The sequence below is a fragment of the Streptomyces changchenzhani genome, from assembly GCF_039766235.1.
Classification (GTDB): Bacteria; Actinomycetota; Actinomycetes; order Streptomycetales; family Streptomycetaceae; genus Streptomyces.
In genome coordinates this window covers 55,658-75,438 of sequence record NZ_JBDHNH010000017.1, presented here as the reverse complement: position 1 = coordinate 75,438, position 19,781 = coordinate 55,658, and the positions used below count along the sequence as shown (strand labels likewise).

Annotated in this window: 19 protein-coding genes; 13 read left to right on the top strand and 6 right to left on the bottom strand. The window is 70.0% G+C overall.

Features of this window, described 5'->3' with window-relative positions; all coding sequences use genetic code 11:
- Nucleotides 1-228: 228 nt before the first annotated feature.
- From ABCR94_RS35670 to ABCR94_RS35660, 3 genes are all read left to right on the top strand, one after another.
- Complete coding sequence (locus ABCR94_RS35670; RefSeq protein ID WP_347125283.1) at nt 229-462, top strand: chaplin; 234 nt, start codon at nt 229-231, stop codon at nt 460-462.
- Between the two features lie 131 nt (nt 463-593).
- Complete coding sequence (locus ABCR94_RS35665; RefSeq protein ID WP_347125281.1) at nt 594-1,535, top strand: chaplin; 942 nt, start codon at nt 594-596, stop codon at nt 1,533-1,535.
- A gap of 236 nt (nt 1,536-1,771) precedes the next feature.
- Nucleotides 1,772-2,080 (top strand): hypothetical protein, encoded by a 309-nt coding sequence (locus ABCR94_RS35660; protein WP_347125280.1) that lies wholly within the window; start codon nt 1,772-1,774, stop codon nt 2,078-2,080.
- A gap of 258 nt (nt 2,081-2,338) precedes the next feature.
- Here the strand turns inward: ABCR94_RS35660 and ABCR94_RS35655 are convergent, their stop codons facing one another.
- Together ABCR94_RS35655 and ABCR94_RS35650 are read right to left on the bottom strand one after the other, a co-directional pair.
- Nucleotides 2,339-2,578, bottom strand: coding sequence for a chaplin (locus ABCR94_RS35655; protein WP_347125278.1), 240 nt, complete (start codon nt 2,576-2,578; stop codon nt 2,339-2,341).
- Nucleotides 2,579-2,835: 257 nt separating this feature from the next.
- Complete coding sequence (locus tag ABCR94_RS35650; protein WP_347125276.1) at nt 2,836-3,246, bottom strand: rodlin; 411 nt, start codon at nt 3,244-3,246, stop codon at nt 2,836-2,838.
- A 260-nt stretch (nt 3,247-3,506) separates the two neighbouring features.
- Here ABCR94_RS35650 and ABCR94_RS35645 point away from each other — a divergent pair, with 260 nt between their 5' ends.
- Nucleotides 3,507-3,914, top strand: a complete 408-nt coding sequence (locus ABCR94_RS35645; protein ID WP_347125274.1) for a rodlin — start codon at nt 3,507-3,509, stop codon at nt 3,912-3,914.
- A gap of 134 nt (nt 3,915-4,048) precedes the next feature.
- Here ABCR94_RS35645 and ABCR94_RS35640 read toward each other — a convergent pair whose 3' ends face one another.
- On the bottom strand, nt 4,049-4,549 hold the full coding sequence (locus tag ABCR94_RS35640; RefSeq protein ID WP_347125272.1) for a DUF5949 family protein: 501 nt from the start codon (nt 4,547-4,549) through the stop codon (nt 4,049-4,051).
- A 72-nt stretch (nt 4,550-4,621) separates the two neighbouring features.
- On the bottom strand, nt 4,622-5,338 hold the full coding sequence (locus ABCR94_RS35635) for a MerR family transcriptional regulator (RefSeq protein ID WP_347125343.1): 717 nt from the start codon (nt 5,336-5,338) through the stop codon (nt 4,622-4,624).
- 162 nt (nt 5,339-5,500) lie between these two features.
- On the opposite strand from ABCR94_RS35635, the gene ABCR94_RS35630 reads away from it, so the two are divergent.
- The 4 genes from ABCR94_RS35630 to ABCR94_RS35615 all read left to right on the top strand — a co-directional run bounded on the left by ABCR94_RS35630 (nt 5,501) and on the right by ABCR94_RS35615 (nt 9,235).
- On the top strand, nt 5,501-7,081 hold the full coding sequence (locus ABCR94_RS35630) for a flavin-containing monooxygenase (RefSeq protein ID WP_347125270.1): 1,581 nt from the start codon (nt 5,501-5,503) through the stop codon (nt 7,079-7,081).
- Nucleotides 7,078-8,025, top strand: a complete 948-nt coding sequence (locus tag ABCR94_RS35625; protein WP_347125268.1) for an alpha/beta fold hydrolase — start codon at nt 7,078-7,080, stop codon at nt 8,023-8,025. Before ABCR94_RS35630 ends, ABCR94_RS35625 begins: the two co-directional genes overlap by 4 nt.
- Nucleotides 8,022-8,903 (top strand): SDR family oxidoreductase, encoded by an 882-nt coding sequence (locus ABCR94_RS35620; RefSeq protein WP_347125267.1) that lies wholly within the window; start codon nt 8,022-8,024, stop codon nt 8,901-8,903. Before ABCR94_RS35625 ends, ABCR94_RS35620 begins: the two co-directional genes overlap by 4 nt.
- 122 nt (nt 8,904-9,025) lie before the next feature.
- A complete protein-coding gene (locus ABCR94_RS35615; protein WP_347125265.1) occupies nt 9,026-9,235 on the top strand; it encodes a hypothetical protein in 210 nt (69 codons plus the stop codon).
- A gap of 815 nt (nt 9,236-10,050) precedes the next feature.
- Here the strand turns inward: ABCR94_RS35615 and ABCR94_RS35610 are convergent.
- Nucleotides 10,051-13,323: a S41 family peptidase gene (locus ABCR94_RS35610; protein WP_347125264.1), complete on the bottom strand. Its 3,273-nt coding sequence runs from the start codon at nt 13,321-13,323 to the stop codon at nt 10,051-10,053.
- A 149-nt stretch (nt 13,324-13,472) separates the two neighbouring features.
- Here ABCR94_RS35610 and ABCR94_RS35605 point away from each other — a divergent pair, with 149 nt between their 5' ends.
- Together ABCR94_RS35605 and ABCR94_RS35600 are read left to right on the top strand one after the other, a co-directional pair.
- The gene (locus ABCR94_RS35605) at nt 13,473-14,045 is read left to right on the top strand and encodes a TetR/AcrR family transcriptional regulator (RefSeq protein WP_347125262.1); all 573 of its coding nucleotides are present in this window, start codon (nt 13,473-13,475) and stop codon (nt 14,043-14,045) included.
- 105 nt (nt 14,046-14,150) lie between these two features.
- The gene (locus tag ABCR94_RS35600) at nt 14,151-16,385 is read left to right on the top strand and encodes an MMPL family transporter (protein ID WP_347125260.1); all 2,235 of its coding nucleotides are present in this window, start codon (nt 14,151-14,153) and stop codon (nt 16,383-16,385) included.
- 211 nt (nt 16,386-16,596) lie between these two features.
- Here the strand turns inward: ABCR94_RS35600 and ABCR94_RS35595 are convergent, their stop codons facing one another.
- Complete coding sequence (locus tag ABCR94_RS35595) at nt 16,597-17,001, bottom strand: SsgA family sporulation/cell division regulator (protein WP_347125259.1); 405 nt, start codon at nt 16,999-17,001, stop codon at nt 16,597-16,599.
- A gap of 156 nt (nt 17,002-17,157) precedes the next feature.
- Between ABCR94_RS35595 and ABCR94_RS35590 the strand changes: the two genes are divergently transcribed.
- Genes ABCR94_RS35590 through ABCR94_RS35580 form a run of 3 tightly spaced genes read left to right on the top strand, consistent with a single transcriptional unit; the run spans nt 17,158 to nt 19,779 of the window.
- Nucleotides 17,158-18,234 carry an energy-coupling factor ABC transporter permease gene (locus ABCR94_RS35590; RefSeq protein ID WP_347125257.1) on the top strand — a complete coding sequence of 359 codons (1,077 nt, stop codon included), beginning with the start codon at nt 17,158-17,160 and terminating at the stop codon, nt 18,232-18,234.
- 1 nt (nt 18,235) lies between these two features.
- On the top strand, nt 18,236-18,997 hold the full coding sequence (cbiQ, locus tag ABCR94_RS35585) for a cobalt ECF transporter T component CbiQ (protein ID WP_347125256.1): 762 nt from the start codon (nt 18,236-18,238) through the stop codon (nt 18,995-18,997).
- Nucleotides 18,985-19,779, top strand: coding sequence for an energy-coupling factor ABC transporter ATP-binding protein (locus ABCR94_RS35580; RefSeq protein ID WP_347125254.1), 795 nt, complete (start codon nt 18,985-18,987; stop codon nt 19,777-19,779). Before cbiQ ends, ABCR94_RS35580 begins: the two co-directional genes overlap by 13 nt.
- Nucleotides 19,780-19,781 lie beyond the last annotated feature (2 nt).

The window sequence follows — 19,781 nt, the reverse complement described above, 5'->3', positions numbered from 1 at the left end:
GACAGAGCTGTCCGCGGGGTTGGGGCAATACCCGGTTTCCGGAGCCGCGGCACCGTGACGGTGCCGCGTTCGGGTGAAAGCGCAAAGATAGCTTCATTTATTGAGTTTCCTCAGTGGAATCGGATCGTTACCGATGTCGACGGCGACGCTACGGGCGTGAAGAACAGACTCGTGCAGCGCGAAGGACGTGGCTGTGTAGGGCGTCGTCGCCGGAAAGGTTCAATAACAATGAAGTACCTGAAGACCGCCGCCTTCATCGCCGGTTCGCTCATGGCCGTCGGTGTCGCTTCCCCGGCCCTCGCGGACGCCGAAGCCAAGGCCATCGCCAGCCACTCCCCGGGTGTCCTCTCCGGCAACGTCGTGCAGGTCCCCGTGCACGTGCCGATCAACGTGTGCGGCAACACCGTCTCTGTGATCGGCCTGCTGAACCCGGCGTTCGGCAACGTCTGCATCAACAAGTAACACCCAGCTTCACCGCTAAGTGTTTGAACCAGTTGGCCCCCGAGCGCACGCCATGCGCTCGGGGGCCCACTGAAATCTCCGTGTGTGAGCAATCGGCTCGCCCGCAAGCATGGAAGACAGGGAACGGCAAAGTGCGACAAGTTTTGAGCAGGGGTGTCTTCGCTGCGGCGGCTGCCTCCGGTGTTCTCGCAATGTCCGGCGGCTATGCACACGCGGATGCCGAAGCCAACGGATCGACCACGAACTCGCCGGGGGTGCTCTCCGGGAACAATGTGCAGGCCCCGGTTCACGTGCCGGTGAACGCATGCGGCAACACGGTCAACGTCGTCGGGCTCCTCAACCCGGCGATCGGCAACTCGTGCGCCAACGTCTCGTCCGGCCGCCACGGAGGCTCCGGCCACCACGGGAGCCCGGGCCACGACGGAGGCTCCGGCCACCACGGGAGCCCGGGTCACGACGGCGGGTCCGGCCACCACGGCAACCCCGGTCACGACGGCAACCCCGGTCACGGCGGCAACCCCGGTCACGGCGGCGGCTCCGGTAACCACGGCGGTTCCGGTCACCACGGCAACCCCGGTGGCTACGAGGGCTCCGGTCACCACGGGAGCCCCTCGGGTACGACCGCGCAGTCCGAGACGAGCCACTCGCCGGGAGTCGGATCCGGCAACAACGCACAGGTGCCGGTCAAGGTGCCGCTGAACGTGTGCGGCAACACCGTCGACGTCGTGGCGCTCCTCAACCCGACGATGGGCAACGACTGCGCCAACGGCCCCGCGGTGCCGCCCAAGGAACAGCCTCCGGTGGAGGAGCCGCCCACGGAGGAGCCCCCCGTGGATGAGCCCCCGACGGACGAGCCGCCCGTAGACGCGCCCCCGACGGACAGCAAGCCCCCGACGGACAACAAGCCCCCGATGGACAACAAGCCGCCGGCCCACGCGCCCCAGGCCGACAGCAAGCCGCCGGTCCTGGCCCACACCGGTGCCGGCCAGGTCGGCGCCACCGCCGCCCTCAGTGCCGCCCTGCTCGGCGGCGGCCTGCTGCTGGCCCGTCGCGGCCGGAGCACGCAGAGCTGAAGCACGCGCGGCGCCCCCGGCGCCCGTACGCGGTGATGGAGCGGATTCCACGGAATCCGCTCCATCACGCTTTTGTTCCGGGCATTCGAGTGAATCGGCAAGAAGGCATGCCGATTCAGTTTCCCTGTGCACAGGGCTTCGTTAGCCATGGTGTCAGTGACATCGAAGAGCAGCATCAAAGTGTCACGGGATGCCAAGGTCGCGGAGTACGCCACCACAAAAAGGGATTAATAACAATGAAGTACATGAAGGCCGCATCGGCCGTTGCTGTTTCGGTGATCGCTGCGGCGGCGGCCGCGGGATCCGTCTCTCCGGCCATGGCTGCCCCCGAGGGGTCCATGAGTCTGAACACCGGCGTTCAGACCCTGGCGGACGCCGTGAACGCCAACCAGCCGCTGGACGGCCCGGTCGCGAAGCCGCTGCTGAACGCCGTGACGAAGACCGCGCACGACGTCAACGCCGCCAAGCAGGGCAAGCCGACGGACCTGCTGGGTGGCGCCACCAAGTCGGCTCCGCTGGTCGGCGGTCTGCCCCTCGGAGGCTGACCGGGGCGGCGCCTCGCGGCGCCGGGAGTATGGCCAGAAGGCCGGCATGTGCGCCAGGAGCGCGTACGCCGGCCTTCTGGCATTCCCGGACGACTCGGCGCCGGGGCCGTGCCCGCCGCTTACGCACGTACCGGTTGCGCACGTACCGGTGTGGAGCGCATCCGGGGCTCCGTCATTCGTCGGTCCGGAGGTCCGGAGCATGAGTGAGGGGCCCTGCGGACTCACGTCCTCGGGGCCCCTCACTCTTGTTCAGGCGAGTCAGGCGTTCGTCGACTCGTTGCCGAACGCCGGGTTCAGGAGGCCGATGACGTTCACGGTGTTGCCGCTGATGTTGACGGGCACGTGAACCGGGACCTGAACCAGGTTGCCGGACAGGACGCCCGGGGAGTGGGTCGCAGCACCCGCGGCCTCGCTGTCGGCGGCGGCGGAGCCCGCGGCGGCACCAGCGGCGAGACCGGCGGTGGCGATGACGAGAGCAGCCTTCTTGGCAGCGTGCATATCAGTACACATCCTGGTGGAGGCTGGCCTTTTCGGCGATATTGGCATGCCATGGCGTCCATTTCGCCGAGAAGGGCCGCCGGCCGGGGAAATCCACGCCTATGGAGCAATAGCAAATCTATATGGCGTGGATGATTTCTCGTCACATGGCGACGCGCCCCTGGCCGCAATGGTCAGAGGCGCGCTGTTCCGGACCCCCGGGTGGAAACTCCCGGGGCCAGGCCGATGTGCTGGTCGTACCGGTGGCGCTAAAGGTGTCAGTGGTTCGCGACGCCGTTGCCCGAGAGGATCGGGATGTCGCTGAGGATGTGCGACAGCGGCTCGTCACCCTTGGCCTGGGTGGAGTTCTCGACGCACTGCTGGTTCTGCGGGGCCGACAGGATCGGGATGTCCTGGACCGCGATCGGCACGACACCCACGAGGGAGCCCGCGTTGATCTTCGCCGGCAGGCCGATGCACGGCTTGTTCAGCGAGCCCTGGACCAGCGACATCTGGGGGCTCATGTCGCCCTCGGTGTGCGCGTTGCCGTAGGACTGCTTGGCACCGTTGCCGCTCGAGGACGTGGTGCCCATGTCGTTACCGATCGCCATGGCCGGGGCGGCGGCGGCAGCGCCGAGTCCGACTACGGAGGCAGCGACGGCTGCCGTGGCCATCATCTTCTTGAGCATTTGTTTTCCTTGTTAGTCCGATACACGCGTTTGTGCGTCTTGCTCAACTTTCCAGAACGCGATTGGTTGCGTTCGTTCACTCGAATGGAAATATCGCTGCTTCCGTTCGGCTTCCGCGGTCGGATGCCGGGGAGATAATCGTAAGTAAACTCTTTTGCCATTCGTGCCGCCATTTGAGTGATGCAGCGGAACCAAACGCGCGTTGCGGAGTTGAGCCAGTGAGCCTCAACTCGGGGTCCAACATGGGAAAGAGGATTCAAGTGATCAAGAAGGTCATGGCTACCGCTGCCGTCGCAGTTTCCATCATCGGTGTCGGTGCCGCGGCTGCCCCGGCGATGGCCGTGGGCGACGACATGGGCACCACGTCGATGAGCGGCAACGGCGCCGAGCAGCACTACGGCAACGCGTACACGGAGGGCGACATGAGCCCCCAGATGGCCCTCATCCAGGGGTCGCTGAACAAGCCGTGTATCGGTCTGCCGGCCAAGGCGAACCTCGGTTCCCTCGTGGGCGTTGTCCCGATCGCGGTCCAGGACATCCCGATCCTGTCGGCCCCGCAGAACCAGCAGTGCGTCGAGAACTCCACCCAGGCCAAGGGTGACGAGCCGCTGTCGCACATCCTGAACGACATCCCGATCCTCTCGGCCAACGGTGCCCACAACGGCTGATAGCCCTGTTAGGACGGCCGACCGGACGGAAGACCAGCCGCTTCCGCTCCGGTCAGGCCTCCCGGAACAGCCCTCAGGCCCCGCAGGCGGAACTCCATTTGCGGGGCCTGAGGGCTGTTCCGGGCTGTGCGGTGCTACTTGCGCAGGCTGCTCACGGGGACGAGGCAGTGCGCGGCGGCCGTGATCGTGTCCTCGTCGCCGACGAAGGACTTGAGGTCCTCCTCCGACACGACGACACCCGGCGCGCCCTGCGGCCACGGGCGGGTCGTGAACATGAAGTGCACCTGCCCGCGCTTCTGCGCCGCCTGCGACCACTCCTCGGGCACCAGGCACTGGGCGCTCAGGTGCGCCATGGTCAGCGAGGCGCTGCCGGCCTCGACGAGGACCGACACCGGCACGCTCGCCCTGGCGCCGTTGAGCATCCTGCCGCCGACGGGCAGGCCGGACGTGGCGAGCAGCTGGTGCAGGGCCTGCTGCCCGGCTTCGGGCCCGGCCGCGCCGTCGCCCAGTGAGTAGGCGAGCAGGAAGGGCATGTCGCGGCCGTCCTCGACGTTCTCGCCGGCCCAGGCGATGACGGTGATGGTGCCCAAGTGGGCCGGGTCCAGGTGGGTTTCAGCGGTCTCTGTTGAGGTCATAGCCCCGGACCTTAATTGCCCGACGTACCGGGGCAGGCGCCCGATTCACCCGGCCGGGCTAAGCAGTTGGGCTCAATACCCCGTACGTGGACGGTCCTCCGGTGAGCCGGTCGCGCATTCTTGCGCTTTGGCCCGCGCGGTCCGGATGAGGCGGTCCAGGGCCATCGACAGCTCGGCGTCGACGACGCTCTTCGCGAGCGGGCGCAGCCGTTCCAGGGACGCGGCCGGATCGGCGGTCGCCTCCGCTCCCATGTGGTCGCGGACCAGGCCGGTGAAGAGCTCGGCCATGGCCTCCGTGTGCTTGCGCACCTCGCGGCCCGCCCCGAGGACGGCGGCGAGCGGTACGCCCTCGCGCACCAGGGCCGCCGAGACGTCGAGGAGCCGGCGGCTGATGTGGACGAGCTCGTCGCCGTCGGTGCCCAGGTAGCCGAGGTCGAGCGCCGCGGCGAGGTTCTCCGAGGTGACCTCGCCCGCGAAGTAGTCGGCGAGCGCTTCCGGGGTGAGGCGGACCGGGGTCTCCTCGCTCCAGGTGGCGGGGGCGGCGTCCTCGCCGAGGCCGAGCAGTTCGCCGACGTCCCGGCCGCTCTCGAAGGTGGCGGCGAGGTCGGCGATGCCGGTCAGGGTGTGACCGCGCTCCAGGAGGGCCGCGATGGTGCGCAGCCGGGCCAGGTGGTGATCGTCGTACCAGGCGATACGGCCCTCGCGGCGCGGTGGCGGGAGCAGTTTGCGCTCCCGGTAGAAGCGCAGGGTGCGCACCGTGATGCCGGCCGCCCCGGCCAGCTCCTCCATGCGGTACTCGCGTGCTGCTGCTCCTGATGCCACTCGGGAAGCCTATGCACCACCGGCGGTAACTTCTGTCGCCGGACCCCTACCCATCAGTACGCAGCTGTTCTACGCTCCCAACCATGCCAGTGATTGCTGGCGGAGTCGCGGAGCGCGGGAGGCGTCGGCATGGCCGAGCACGAACACGTACGAGTTGCGGTGATCGGATCCGGATTCGGTGGCCTCGGGGCGGCCGTCCGGCTGCGCCGCGAGGGGATCACCGACTTCGTCGTACTGGAGCGGGCCGATTCGGTCGGCGGCACCTGGCGGGACAACAGCTACCCGGGCTGCGCCTGCGACGTACCGTCGCACCTTTACTCGTTCTCCTTCGCGCCCAACCCGGACTGGCCGCGCACCTTCTCCGGGCAGCGGCACATCCGGGCCTACCTGGACCATGTCGCGGACACCTTCGGGCTGCGGCCGCACATCAGGCTCAACCACGAAGTGACGATGATGCGCTGGGACAACGACGAGCTGCGCTGGGAGATCGAGACCGCGGGCGGGGTGCTGACCGCCGATGTGGTCGTCTCCGCCACCGGGCCGCTGTCGGACCCGAAGACGCCCGACGTCCCCGGGCTCGCGGGATTTCCCGGCAAGGTCTTCCACTCGGCGCGCTGGGACCACGACTACGATCTGCGTGGCAAGCGCGTCGCGATGATCGGGACGGGGGCGTCGGCGATCCAGATCGTGCCGACGATCCAGCCCGACGTCGCGAAGCTGACGCTGTTCCAGCGGACGCCGCCGTGGGTGATGCCGCGGATGGACCGGGTGATCACGGGGCCCGAGCGCTGGCTGCACCGGAACGTGCCGTTCACCGGGAAGGCGCGGCGCGGGGTCCTGTTCGGGCTGCGGGAGTTGCAGGTCACCGCGTTCACCAAGCACCCGGGGCAGCTGGGCGCCGTCGAGTCCATAGCCAAGGCCAATATGGCCAAGGCCATCAAGGACCCGGCGCTGCGGGCCAAGCTGACACCGTCGTACCGGATCGGCTGCAAGCGCATCCTGCTGTCCAGCTCGTACTATCCGGCGCTCGCCCGGCCCAACGTGGACGTGGTGGCCTCCGGGCTCAAGGAGGTGCGCGGGTCGACGGTCGTCGCGGCCGACGGGACCGAGACCGAGGTCGACGCGATCATCTTCGGTACGGGCTTCCATGTCACCGACATGCCGATCGCGGACCGGGTCGTCGGCGCCGACGGCATTACGCTCGCCGAGGCGTGGAAGGACGGGATGGAGTCGCTGCGCGGCGCGACCGCGGCCGGCTTCCCCAACTGGATGACGATCATCGGCCCCAACACGGGCCTCGGGAACAGCTCGATGATCCTGATGATCGAGTCCCAGCTGAACTATCTCGCCGACTACATGCGGCAGTTGTCCGTCCTGGGCGGCAAGGTCGCGCTGGGCGCGCGGGCCTCCGCCGTGCACGCGTGGAACCGGCGGGTGCAGGACCGGATGAAGCGCACGGTGTGGAACACCGGCGGGTGCGACAGCTGGTACCTGGATGCCAATGGGCGCAACACCACGATCTGGCCGGGCACGCCGAGCGAGTTCCGGCGGGCCACCCGGGAAGTGAATCTCGCGGAGTACGAGGTCGTGCGGGTGCGTGCCGCGGAGTCCGCCGGTGTCTCGGCTGCCGCTGAGGTTGCGCGGGCCGCCCGGGGCGCGAAGGATTCAGGCAAGGCCTCGGACAAGTCGGTCAAGGGGGCGGTGGCATGAGCCGGCTGCTGACGGGTGGTGGCGGTGGAGTGCTGATTCCGTCGCGTGAGCTGACCGCCGTGTCCGCCGACGGATCCCGGCTGCATGTGGAGGTGCACGGGCCCGACGGTGCGCCCGCCATCGTGCTCGCGCACGGGTGGACCTGCTCGACGCTCTTCTGGGACGCGCAGATCAGGGCGCTCGCCAGTGAGTACCGGGTGATCGCGTACGACCAGCGCGGGCACGGGCGTACGCCTGCCGTCGCGCGGGGCGGCTACACGACCGAAGCCCTCGCCGACGACCTCGAAGCGGTCCTCGCCAGCGCGCTCGCCCCCGGTGAGAAGGCCCTCCTCGCGGGGCACTCCATGGGCGGGATGACGATGATGGCCGCCGCGGGGAGGCCCGAATTCGAGGAGCACGCCGCGGCCGTTCTCCTCTGCAGTACGGGCAGTTCGCGGCTGGTGGCGGAGTCGCTCATCCTGCCAATGCGCGCCGGGGGCGTGCGCACGCGCATCACCCGGGCGATTCTGGGGGCCCGCGCTCCCCTCGGGCCGGTCACGCCGCTCTCCAGGAAGATCCTCAAGTACGGGACCATGGGCCCCGGTACGGCGTCGGACCGGGTTTCGCGGTGCGCCCGTATCGTGCACGCCTGTCCCCGGGCCGCGCGAGTGGCCTGGTCGCATGTGCTGGGGGAGCTCGATCTCGAAGCGGGCGTACGGGAGTTGAGGGTGCCCACCGCGATCGTCGCGGGCGCCGCGGACCGGCTCACGCCGCTCCTGCACGCGCGGGCCATCGCCGCGGCGCTGCCGCATTCGCTGGGGGTCACCGAGCTCACCGGCGTCGGGCACATGACGCCGGTGGAGGCGCCGGAGGTTGTCACGGCGAAGCTCCGGGAGCTTGTTACGGCGTACGTCGATGTGAGCGGCGCCGACCGTGTCTGTAGTGAGAAGGAGGACGTCGTATGAGCAGGCAGAGTCTTGAGGGACAGGTCGCGGTCGTCACGGGGGCGGCGCGGGGCGTGGGCGAGCAGTTGGCCCGCAAGCTGTCGGCGCGCGGGGCAAATGTGGCACTGGTCGGGCTGGAGCCGGAAGAGCTCAAGCGGGTCTCGGAGCGGCTGCACAGCGAGAGCGACTACTGGTACGCGGACGTCACCGACCATGTGGCGATGGCGCGGGTCGCGCAGGAGGTGAAGGAACGCTTCGGCAAGGTGGACATCGTGGTCGCCAACGCGGGAGTCGCCTCGGGCGGACCGTTCATCGACTCCGATCCCGACGCGTGGCGGCGGGTCATCGAGGTCAATCTGATCGGCGGGGCGGTCACCGGGCGGGCGTTCCTGCCGGTGCTCATGGAGAGCCGGGGGTACTTCCTCCAGATCGCGTCGCTGGCCGCGATCACGCCGGCGCCGATGATGACGGCGTACTGCGCGTCGAAGTCGGGGGTCGAGGCGTTCGCGCACTGTCTGCGGGCGGAGGTCGGCTACCGGGGCGTGCGGGTCGGGGTCGGCTATCTGTCGTGGACCGACACGGACATGGTGCGCGGTGCGGACCAGGACGATGTGATGCGGGAGTTGCGGCAGCGGCTGCCGTGGCCCTCGAACCGGACGTACCCGCTGGGTCCCGCGGTGGACCGGATCGTCGCGGGCATCGAACGCCGGTCCTCGCACGTGTACGCGCAGTGGTGGCTGCGGGGGATGCAGTCCGTACGCGGCTATCTGCCCGCCGTCATCGGAGCGGTGGGCCAGCGTGAGATGAAGCGGTTCGAGCCGCGGCTGGCCAGTGTCAGCAGGGGGCTTGTGGGGGCGGGCGGCGAGGCGGACGAGAAGGCGCGTACGCAGCGTTATTGATCGAAATGCGGGGAATGTCGGGGCGTGTCAGTCTGGTCGAGGCCCGAGGGTGGGCGGTGTGATCGCCCCCGCCCTTCGGCCGTCCCCAGTACCCCCTCACATCCCGTCTAGGAGTGAACCTCATGGGCATCGCAGACCAGTTCAAGGACAAGGCGCAGGAGCTTGCGGAGCAGGCGAAGAAGGCCGCAGGCGGCGCGAAGGACGACGCGAAGGACGACGTGAGGGACGACGTGAGGGACGAGGCGTCCGAGCGTCGCAGCGAGGCGCAGGAGAAGGCGCGTGAGGAAGCGGAGCAGATGCGGGACGAGGGGCCGGACCGCTTCAAGGCGTAGCTCGGTGGGTTGCGTGGCGTAGGGCGGGTGGAGGGGGCGTGCGGGTGCGTCCCCTTTGGCGTGGGGTGGCGTGGGGGTGCGGGGCTGGGCGTGGCGTGCGGGTGCGGGCCGGTGGGGGTGTGGGTTGCCTGCGGCGCTGTCCCCTACCCGCCCCTTCCCGAAACTGGGGCTCCGCCCCAGACCCCGGTCCTCAAACGCCGGACGGCTGAAAGTGGCCGGGGTGGGATGGGGCGGGGTGGGAGGGAGCTGCCCGCCCACGTGCCGGTTCCGGTCCTCAAACGGCGGGCGGCTGGAGTGGCGGGGTGGGTTGGGGCTGGGGTGGGAGGAAGCTGCCCGCCCACGAGCCGGTTCCGGGCCTCGTGCGCCGGACGGCTGGAGTGGCGGGGTGGGATGGAAGTTGCCCGCCTACGTTGCCGGTCCCGGTCCTCAGACGCCGGACGGGCTGAAAGTCGGCCGGGGTGGGGGGACGTGGTCCGCCCGCGTCCCCGTCCCGGTCCTCAGGCACCGTACGTGGCTGAAAGGGCGGGGTGGGGATGTCGGCGTGGAGTGGGTGCGGCGGGTTCCCCGTGCCGCTCCCGGTCCTCAAGCGCCGGATGGCTGGGATCGCGGGATATAGGGGCACCGTACGAGGCTGGAATTGGGCCCGGGGCCCTTCCCGGGGTGCCGGGGGCGGGGACGTGGCGGGGCGCTCCCCGCAGGGTGTCGAACGCAACCACCGCGAACCTCACGCAGCAGTACCCGAACGTTCGGCACCCGAGGAGACGCCCCGACGCGGCACCGCCCCCCCCGGACCCCCGCATCCCCCCGGCCGCGGGTCAGCGCCTCGGGGGCAGGTTTGGGCGGCGCTTGTTCGGGACGTTCTTGTAGCCGGGGGGTGTGGATGCCGGGTGTGTCTCCAGGAGGTCCAGGGCCACTCTCACCGCGTCGTCCAGTTGGGCGTGGCGGCCCTCTGCCCAGTCCAGGGGGGTGCGCAGGGCCTCGATGTCCGGTTCCACTCCGTGGTTCTCCACCGACCAGCCGTACTCGTCGAACCAGGCCGCGTTCATCGGGACAGTGATCACCGTCCCGTCGCCCAGCGTGTGCCGGCCCGTCATGCCGACCACGCCGCCCCAGGTGCGACGGCCCACCACCGGGCCGAGTTCCAGGAGTTTGAAGGCCGCCGTGATCATGTCGCCGTCCGAGGACGTCGCCTCGTCCGCCAGGGCCACCACCGGGCCGCGCGGTGCGTTCGAGGCGTACGAGACCGGCTGGGCGTCCCGGGTCAGGTCCCAGCCGATGATGGTCCTGGTCAGCTTCTCCACCACGAGTTCGCTGATGTTCCCGCCCGCGTTGCCCCGTACGTCGACGATCAGCGCGGGGCGCTGCACCTCAAGGCGCAGGTCCCGGTTGAACTGGGCCCAGCCCGAGCCGCCCATGTCGGGGATGTGCAGGTAGCCGCACTTGCCGCCGCTCAACTCCCGTACCACTTCACGGCGTTTGGCCACCCAGTCCTGGTAGCGCAGCGGGCGTTCGTCGACCAGCGGGACGATCGCCACCCGGCGCGCCCGCCCCTCGCCCTCGGCGGGCTGGAAGGTCAGCTCCACCGTGGTGCCGCCCGCCGCCGCCAGCAGGGGAAAGGGCCCGGTGACCGGGTCCACCGGGCGGCCGTCCACATGGGTGAGGACCGCGCCCTCCCGGATTCCCGTACCGGCCAGTGGGGAGCGCGCCTTGGAGTCCGAGGAGTCGCCGGGCAGGATGCGCGCGACCAGCCAACTCCCGTCCCGGCAGACCAGATTGGCGCCCAGCAGCCCCATCGCCCGCTGGTAGTGGCGTGGGCCTTCGCTGCGGCGCGCAGCGGCGACGTACGCGTGTGACGTGCCCAGCTCGCCCAGGACTTCGCGCAGCAGATCCGCGAACTCGTCGGGTGTGGCGACCCGTTCGAGGAGCGGCCGGTACTGGGTGAGGATCGCGTCCCAGTCGATGCCGCACATCCCCGGCTCCCAGAAGTACGCGCGGATGACCCGGCCCGCCTCGTCGTAGGCCTGGCGCCACTCCGCCTCCGGGTCCACGTCGTGCAGGATGCGGCGCAGGTCGAGGTAGACCGTCGCGTCGTTGTCGCCGGACTCCGTCGAGGGGACGGCCCGTAGTTCGCCCTCGTCCATGACCACCAGGCGGGAGCCGTCGCCGCTCACCGCGAACCAGTCGATGTGGTCGACGAGTTCACTCTTGCGCGCCTTGGTGATGTTGAAGTGCTCCAGGGTGGGGCGGCCCGACATGTCGGCCGGGTTGGCGAAGGTCTCGCCGAGCGCCCCCGAGATCGGCCAGCGCAGCCACACCAGACCGCCGCCGCTCACCGCGTGCAGCGCCGAGTACTTCGACGCGGCCACGGGGAACGGCGTCACCCGGCTCTCTAGGCCCTCGATCTCCACCAGGACCGTGCCGTCGGCGCTCTCGTTGTCCGTGGGGTCGAGGCCGCCCGCCGCCGGGCGGCCGTCCGGCGACAGGGCGAAGGGGGACGGTGTCGCGGAGGAGAGAGGGACGAGGTACGGGCGGCAGCCCAGCGGGAAGGACAGGTCCCCGGTGTGCACGTCGTACACCGGGTCGAAACCGCGCCAGGAGAGGAAGGCGAGGTAGCGGCCGTCGCTGGTGAAGACCGGATTCTCGTCCTCGAACCGGCCGTTGGTGACATCGACAGTGGTACGCATCCCAGGCCCGGCGATCCGCGCCATCTTGATCTGGCGCAGCGAGCGGCCGATCCCGGGATGGGACCAGGTCAGCCAGGATCCGTCGGGGGAGAAGGCCAGGTCGCGCACCGGCCCGTTGAGGGAGCGGATCAGCTCGGTGACCTCGCCGTTGGACTCCTCGGTCGCGTCGATGAGGAGCAGCCGCCCGTCGTGCGAGGCGATCGCGATGCGCTCGCCCTCCGGGTCCGACAGCAGTTCGTGTACGCGCCCGACCTCCCCGGACGCCAGGCGCCGCGGCGCGCGTTCGCCGCTGGCCCGCGGCAGGTAGGCGATCTCGATCGCGTCCTCGCCCTGCGCGTCGGTGACGTACGCGACCTGCCCGCCGCTGCCGAGCATTTCAGGCAGCCGGGTGCGTACCCCGGCGGTGTCGGTGATGGTGCGGGCCGGGCCGTCGCGATGGGTGAGCCAGTACAGGCTGCCGCGCACCACGACGGCGCTCGCCCGGCCCGTCTCGTCCACCGAGAGCGCGTCGACATGGCTGGCGGCCGGGACCTGGTAGCTGCGCCGCCCGGCGCGCGGCCCGCCCAGTCGCACCTCCAGCTTGCGCGGCACGCCCCCCTCGGAGAGGTCGTCGACGAGCCACAGGTCGCCCGCGCACTGGTAGACCACCCGCTCGCCGTCACTGGACGCGTGGCGGGCGTAGTACGTGTCGTGGTCGGTGTGCCGCCGCAGGCCGGTGCCGTCGTACAGGCAGGAGTAGAGATTGCCGATGCCCTCGTGGTCGGAGAGGAAGGCGATGCGCCCGCCGACGAACATCGGGCAGTCCAAATGCCCCCCGATGTCCGGCAGCAGCTGCTCCCCGTGCAGCCACAGCCGCCCTGTCGCCCCGCCCCGGTAGCGCTTCCAGGCGGCGGGCTCGTGCGGCGGCTTTCCGGTGAGCAGGAGCGTACGACGCTCACCGTCGATGTCCGCGGACGCGATGTCGGCGACCGGGCCCCAGGGCAGCTTGCCGCCGGGGCTGCCGTCGGTGGGCAGGCTGTAGGCCCACGAGTAGTAGGAGAAGGGCTGGCCGTGCGAGGACACCGCGAGGATGCTCGCCGGGCTGTCGGGGGCCTCGGGCGTCCAGCCGCACACCCGGGCGTCGATCGAGCCCCAGTAGGTCAGGCGGCGGGCCGGCCCGCCGCCGACCGGCGCGAGGTGCACCTCCGGGTCCAGGCTGCGCCAGGTCGTGTACGCGAGGTGCTTGCCGTCGGGAGAGAAGCGCGGGTGGGTGACCTTGGTGCGGTCGACGGTGATCCGCCAGGCCCGGGAGGGCCGGTGGCCCTCGGGGGCGAGCGGCGCGACCCAGAGGTCGTCCTCCGCGGCGAAGCACAGCAGATCGCCGTGGAGGTGCGGGAAGCGGAGGTACGCGCCGTCGTCGCTCACCCCCCAATGCTTCCCGCGGGCGGGGGGTGCGGCAACTTGTGGCGCAGAACACCATCGAAACGGGTTCGTTTCGTTCGAGTGAGGCGTACTGTCCTGGTGTACGAAACAGTTTCGTTCCGTACGATGCCAAGTACCCGAGGAGGTCGAGGATGGCGCGCAGCAGGCTCACACCCGAACGTGAGACCGAACTGTACGAAGCCGTGCTCGACCTGCTCCGCGAGGTCGGCTACGACGCCCTGACCATGGACGCCGTGGCCACCCGCACCAAGTCCAGCAAGGCCACCCTCTACCGCCAGTGGGGGAACAAGCCCGAGCTGGTCGCCAAGGCGCTGCGGCACAACAAGCCGGTCCGCATCGAGGACATCGACACCGGCTCGTTGCGCGGCGATTTCCACGCCCTGGTGGAGCGCACCGACGACTGCCAGATGGAGAAGGACTCCGCGCTGATGCGGGGCCTGGCCCAGGCCATTCACGGCAACCCCGATCTCCACAAGGCACTTCGGGAACTGCTGATCGAGCCCGAGATGACCGGACTCGACGGCCTGTTGCGACGCGCGGTGGACCGCGGAGAACTCTCCGCCGACACCCCCGCCCTGCGGTACGTCCCGCACATGGTGGTCGGTGCTTTCGTCGCCCAACAGCTGATCGAGGACCGGTCACCCGACCGGGCCTTCCTCGCCGACTACATCGACGCCGTGGTTCTCCCCGCCCTCGGCGTCTGACCCCTCCCCGCATACACACACCTACCTGACGCGCACCGCTCTCGTCGTCGGGGTGGTTCTTCACGCCCTGTTCCAGTTCCAACGACCCGACCGGGAGACGCCCTCGTGGCCACGTTCCTCTACAAGATGGGCCGGCTCGCCTTCCGCCGCCGCCCCTTCGTCGCCCTCGCGTGGGTGGCGCTGCTGGTGCTCGCCGGTGTCGGCGCCACCTCCGCGTCCACCTCCTCCAGCTCCTTCTCGATACCCGGCACGGAGGCCCAGAAGGCCTTCGACCTGCTCGAACAGCGCTTCCCGGGGGCCAGCGCCGACGGCGCGACCGCCCGGGTGGTCTTCAAGGCGCCCGCCGGCGAGAAGATGACCGACCCCGACCACAAGGCCGAGGTCCAGAAGGTCGTCGCCGACCTGAAGTCCTCCTCCAAGGAGGTCACCCGGGTCGTCGACCCGTACGTGGGCAAGGCCGTCAGCGAGGACGGCTCGACGGCGTACACCCAGGTCTCGTACAAGGTCAGCGGCATGGAACTGACCGACGCGAGCAAGGAGGCGCTCACCGGCGCCGGTGACGAGGCGCGCGACGCCGGACTCACCGTGGAGATCGGCGGTGACGCGCTGCAGGCCGCGCCCGAGACCGGGTCCACCGAGATCATCGGTGTCGCGGTCGCCGCGATCGTGCTGGTCATCACCTTCGGTTCGCTGGTGGCCGCCGGGCTGCCGCTGCTCACCGCGCTGATCGGCGTCGGCATCGGTGTCTCCACGATCACCGCACTGGCGAACGTGCTCGACCTCGGCTCCACCACCTCCACGCTCGCGATGATGATCGGCCTCGCGGTCGGTATCGACTACGCGCTGTTCATCGTCTCCCGCTACCGCGCCGAGCTGGCCGAGGGCCGCGAGCACGAGGACGCGGCGGGACGGGCCGTCGGCACGGCGGGCTCCGCAGTCGTCTTCGCCGGCCTCACCGTGGTGATCGCCCTGGTGGGCCTCGCCGTCGTCAACATCCCGATGTTGACGAAGATGGGCTTCGCCGCCGCAGGCACCGTCGTCATCGCCGTACTCATCGCGCTCACCCTCGTCCCCGCGCTGCTCGGCTTCGCGGGCAAGCGGATCGTCGGCCGCAAGGCGCGCAACGCGGCCACCGAGGCCGAGGGCAAGGACAAGGCCGAGGCCAAGCCGAACATGGGCACCCGCTGGGCGCGCTTCGTACTGCGCCGCCCGGTCGCCGTACTGCTCACCGGCGTGATCGGGCTCGGCATCATCGCCATCCCGGCCTCCTCGCTGGAGATGGGCCTGCCCGACGACGGTTCGCAGCCGGTCTCCACGACTCAGCGCAAGGCGTACGACCTGCTGTCCGACGGCTTCGGCCCCGGCTTCAACGGCCCGCTCATGCTGGTCGCGGACGCCCAGGGCAGCGAGGACGCCAAGGCGGCGTTCCGCGCGGTCAACGACCGGGTGAAGGGCATGGACGGCGTCGTGGCCACCGTGCCGGGCAAGCCCAACAAGGCCGGTGACACCTCGGTGATCACCGTCATCCCCAAGGACCGCCCCTCGTCCGCCGAGACCGAGGAGCTGGTCCACTCCATCCGTGACGCGGGCGCGGACCTCAAGTCCGACGACGGCGTCGAGGTCCTGGTCACCGGTTCCACGGCCATGAACATCGACTTCTCGCAGAAGATGAACGACGCGCTGCTGCCCTACCTGGCGCTCGTCGTCGGCCTGGCTTTCCTGCTCCTGATGCTGGTCTTCCGCTCGGTCCTGGTACCGCTCAAGGCGGCCCTCGGCTTCCTGTTGTCGGTCGTCGCCGCACTCGGCGCGGTCGTCGCGGTCTTCCAGTGGGGCTGGCTCGGCTCGGTCCTCGGTGTGGAGCAGACCGGCCCGATCATGAGCATGATGCCGATCTTCATGGTGGGTGTGGTCTTCGGTCTCGCCATGGACTACGAGGTCTTCCTGGTCACCCGGATGCGTGAGGCGTACGTACACGGGGAGCGGCCGGGTCAGGCCATCGTCACCGGGTTCCGGCATGGCGCGAGGGTCGTGTCGGCCGCCGCCGTGATCATGATCGCCGTCTTCGCGGGCTTCATCGGGTCCAGCGAGTCGATGATCAAGATGATCGGCTTCGGGCTGGCCATCGCGGTCTTCTTCGACGCCTTCGTCGTACGGATGGCCATCGTGCCCGCGGTGCTCGCGCTGCTCGGCAAGGCCGCCTGGTGGCTGCCGCGCTGGCTGGACAAGGCGCTGCCCAATGTCGACGTCGAGGGCGAGCAGCTCCGCAAGGAGCTGGGCGACGACACATCGGCCGACCAGGGCAAGGGCCCGGACGGGGACCGCGAGCTGGTGAATGCCTGAATGCCTGAACGTCTGAACGCCTGAACGTCTGAACGCCTGAGTGCACATCGCGCTTGAGTGATCACAGCGCTTGAGTGGTCACGGCGTTCGAGGACTCCCGGGGGCGCGCGTCAGCGGAGCGCGCCCCCGGGTACGCACCGGCTCGTGGGGACGGGAACCCGGTGCGACGAGGAGGCCCCCCGGCCAAGGTGCGGCCGGGGGGGCCTCCGTGTCATCCGGGCTGTTGGACGGGCGTCGCCACGGGCTGCTCTACGGGCGCGGGCGCGGCCGCGCGGGTGCGGCGGAGGAAGCGCAGCAGGGGCGCGCGGTCGAACTGGATCACCGCGACGCCCTGCGGCGAGTGCAGCTCCAGCACAGCCTGCACTCGGCCGCACGGCCAGACCCGGACATCGCCGCTCTCGGTCTCGATGGGCCGACTCAGCCCGGTCTCCAGGAGGGTGCGGGCGAGGATCCACTCATTCTCGGAGTCGCCGGGGGAGACGCCCGCCGGGAAGACGAGGCATACGGCGAGGGGGTCGCCGTCCATGTCGTAGCGCAGCGCGACGGGGACGGACCGGGAGTACGGGGCATCCGTAATGAGGCGGGCCCGTGCGTGGTCTTCGATGACGGGGTGCATGGGTCGGCTCCTCACATTCACGATGTTATTAACCTAATGTCCCATATTTCATGGTCCGTGCTCCAGACCTATTCGTGACCTGTGCGTTGTTGCAACCTCTTTGCAACTGGGCATTATCATCAAACGGTTAGCCAACCCGCCTGAGCGGAGCACTCCATGCATGTCCCCGACGGATTCATCAACCTGCCGGTTTCCGCGGTCGCCGGAGTAGCTGCCGCCGGTGCTGTCGCCGTCAGCCTGCGCGGTGCACGCCGCGAGCTGGACGAGCGGACCGCGCCCCTCGCGGGCCTGGTGGCGGCGTTCATCTTCGCCGTACAGATGCTGAACTTCCCGGTCGCGGCCGGCACCAGCGGCCATCTACTGGGCGGTGCGCTCGCCGCGATACTCGTCGGCCCCTTCACCGGAGTGCTCTGTGTGTCGGTCGTCCTGCTGATGCAGGGCATCCTCTTCGCCGACGGTGGTCTCACCGCGCTCGGTGTGAACATCACGGTCATGGGCGTGGTCACGGTCGTCGTGGCGTACGCGCTCTTCCGCGGCCTGGTCAAGGTGCTGCCGCGGGGCCGCCGCTCGGTGACCGTCGCCTCCTTCGTCGCCGCCCTGGTGTCCGTGCCGGCCGCGGCCGCCGCCTTCACGCTGATCTACGCGATCGGCGGGACCACCGACATCCCGGTCGGCAAGGTACTGACCGCGATGGTCGGCGTGCATGTCCTCATCGGCATCGGCGAGGCCGTGATCACCGCCGCGACCGTGGGCGCCGTCATCGCCGTACGGCCCGACCTGGTGCACGGTGCGCGCGGCCTGGCCGCGCCGCTCAAGCTGCTCGTCGGCGGCAAGCTCGTCGACGCGACCCCGGAGCCCGCTCCGGAGCCCGTTCTGGCCCCCGTCGCGGCCCGCTCCACCCGCAAGGTCTGGGGCGTCGGCCTGGTCTCGGCCCTCGTCATCGCCGGGGTCTTCAGCTTCTACGCCTCCGCGAGCCCCGACGGTCTGGAGCAAGTGGCCGCCGAGCAGGGCATCGACAAGAAGGTCGAGGAGCACGCAGCCGCAGGCTCCCCGCTCGCCGACTACGGGATCAAGGACATCGCCGACCCGCGCATCTCCGGCGGTCTCGCGGGCGTGATCGGCGTCGGCGCGACGATCGTCGCGGGCACCGGCATCTTCTGGGCCGTCCGGCGCCGCCGCGAGGACGGGCCGCAAAGCGACGCCACCCCCGCCCGCGTCGAGGAATCGGCCTGACATGGGCGCGGGCCACGCCCACCGGCTCTACCGGCACGGCCACACCGCCGTCCACGCGCTGCCCCCGCACTGCAAGCTCGCCGCCGTCTTCTGCTTCGTGCTCGTCGTGGTGTCGACCCCGCGCGAGGCGGTCTGGGCCTTCGGTCTGTACGCCGTGCTGCTCGGCGCGGTCGCGTACGCGTCCCGCGTACCGGCGGGCTATCTGCTCAAGCGGCTGCTCATCGAGGTGCCCTTCGTCGCCTTCGCCGTGCTGATGCCGTTCGTGGCGCAGGGCGAGCGGGTGGAGGTGCTCGGCATGTCGCTGAGCGTCTCCGGGCTGTGGGGAGCCTGGAACGTCCTCGCCAAGGGGACACTCGGCGTTGCCGCCTCGGTCCTGCTCGCCTCCACCACCGAGCTGCGTTCCCTGCTGCTCGGCCTGCAGCGGCTGCGGCTTCCGCCGCTCCTTGTCCAGATCGCGTCGTTCATGATCCGCTACGGCGATGTGATCACGGACGAGATGCGGCGGATGTCGATCGCGCGGCGCTCGCGCGGCTTCGAGGCGCGGGGCGTGCGGCACTGGGGTGTGCTGGCCAAATCGGCGGGCGCGCTGTTCATCCGCTCGTACGAGCGAGGTGAGCGGGTGCACCTGGCGATGATCAGCCGGGGGTACACCGGAACCATGCCGGTGATCGACGAGGTGACCGCATCGCGGGCGCAGTGGTACAAGGCCGCGGCGCTCCCGCTGTCCGCGCTCGCGGTATGTCTGCTGGGATGGACCCTGTGACCACTTCCGCTCCCTCCCCGCCCCCCGCCGCCGTTCCCTCGCTCGAAGTGTCCGGGCTCGCCTATGCCTATCCCGACGGGCACCAGGCCCTGTTCGGCGTCGACTTGACCGTCGGGCGCGGTGAGCGGGTCGCGATCCTGGGCCCCAACGGCGCGGGCAAGACCACCCTCGTGCTGCACCTCAACGGCATCCTCACGGCCGGGGCGGGCACCGTGACGGTGGCCGGGCTGCCCGTCGGCAAGCGGCACCTCGCCGAGATCCGCCGCCGCGTCGGCATCGTCTTCCAGGACCCCGACGACCAGCTGTTCATGCCCACGGTCCGCGAGGACGTCGCCTTCGGTCCCGCGGCCGGCGGGATGCGCGGCCCCGAGCTTGAGGCGTGCGTCGCGAAGGCCCTGGGCCAGGTCGGGATGGCCGGGTTCGCGGACCGCCCGCCGCACCATCTGTCCTTCGGGCAGCGACGCCGGGTGGCGGTCGCGACCGTACTGGCGATGGAACCCGAGATCCTGGTCCTCGACGAGCCCTCGTCCAACCTCGACCCGGCTTCCCGCCGTGAACTGGCCGACATTCTGCGGTCGTTGGACGTCACGGTGCTGATGGTCACGCACGATCTGCCGTACGCGCTGGAGCTGTGCCCGCGCGCGGTGGTGCTCAGCGACGGGGTCATCGCGGCGGACGGGCCGACCCGGGACCTGCTCACCAACGAGGAACTGATGCGCTCGCACCGGCTGGAGCTGCCGTTCGGCTTCGACCCGCGCTCGGTGACGACGACCAGGCCCTGAGA

Coding starts and splice junctions, on each gene's coding strand:
- ABCR94_RS35640 (WP_347125272.1), bottom strand. CDS start 4,549: ATGACCTCAACAGAGACCGCTGAAACCCACCTGGACCCGGCCCACTTG.
- ABCR94_RS35615 (WP_347125265.1), top strand. CDS start 9,026: ATGGGCATCGCAGACCAGTTCAAGGACAAGGCGCAGGAGCTTGCGGAG.
- ABCR94_RS35620 (WP_347125267.1), top strand. CDS start 8,022: ATGAGCAGGCAGAGTCTTGAGGGACAGGTCGCGGTCGTCACGGGGGCG.
- ABCR94_RS35605 (WP_347125262.1), top strand. CDS start 13,473: ATGGCGCGCAGCAGGCTCACACCCGAACGTGAGACCGAACTGTACGAA.
- ABCR94_RS35595 (WP_347125259.1), bottom strand. CDS start 17,001: ATGCACCCCGTCATCGAAGACCACGCACGGGCCCGCCTCATTACGGAT.
- ABCR94_RS35660 (WP_347125280.1), top strand. CDS start 1,772: ATGAAGTACATGAAGGCCGCATCGGCCGTTGCTGTTTCGGTGATCGCT.
- ABCR94_RS35635 (WP_347125343.1), bottom strand. CDS start 5,338: ATGGAGGAGCTGGCCGGGGCGGCCGGCATCACGGTGCGCACCCTGCGC.
- ABCR94_RS35670 (WP_347125283.1), top strand. CDS start 229: ATGAAGTACCTGAAGACCGCCGCCTTCATCGCCGGTTCGCTCATGGCC.
- ABCR94_RS35630 (WP_347125270.1), top strand. CDS start 5,501: ATGGCCGAGCACGAACACGTACGAGTTGCGGTGATCGGATCCGGATTC.
- ABCR94_RS35580 (WP_347125254.1), top strand. CDS start 18,985: ATGGACCCTGTGACCACTTCCGCTCCCTCCCCGCCCCCCGCCGCCGTT.
- ABCR94_RS35625 (WP_347125268.1), top strand. CDS start 7,078: ATGAGCCGGCTGCTGACGGGTGGTGGCGGTGGAGTGCTGATTCCGTCG.
- ABCR94_RS35650 (WP_347125276.1), bottom strand. CDS start 3,246: ATGCTCAAGAAGATGATGGCCACGGCAGCCGTCGCTGCCTCCGTAGTC.
- ABCR94_RS35655 (WP_347125278.1), bottom strand. CDS start 2,578: ATGCACGCTGCCAAGAAGGCTGCTCTCGTCATCGCCACCGCCGGTCTC.
- cbiQ (WP_347125256.1), top strand. CDS start 18,236: ATGGGCGCGGGCCACGCCCACCGGCTCTACCGGCACGGCCACACCGCC.
- ABCR94_RS35590 (WP_347125257.1), top strand. CDS start 17,158: ATGCATGTCCCCGACGGATTCATCAACCTGCCGGTTTCCGCGGTCGCC.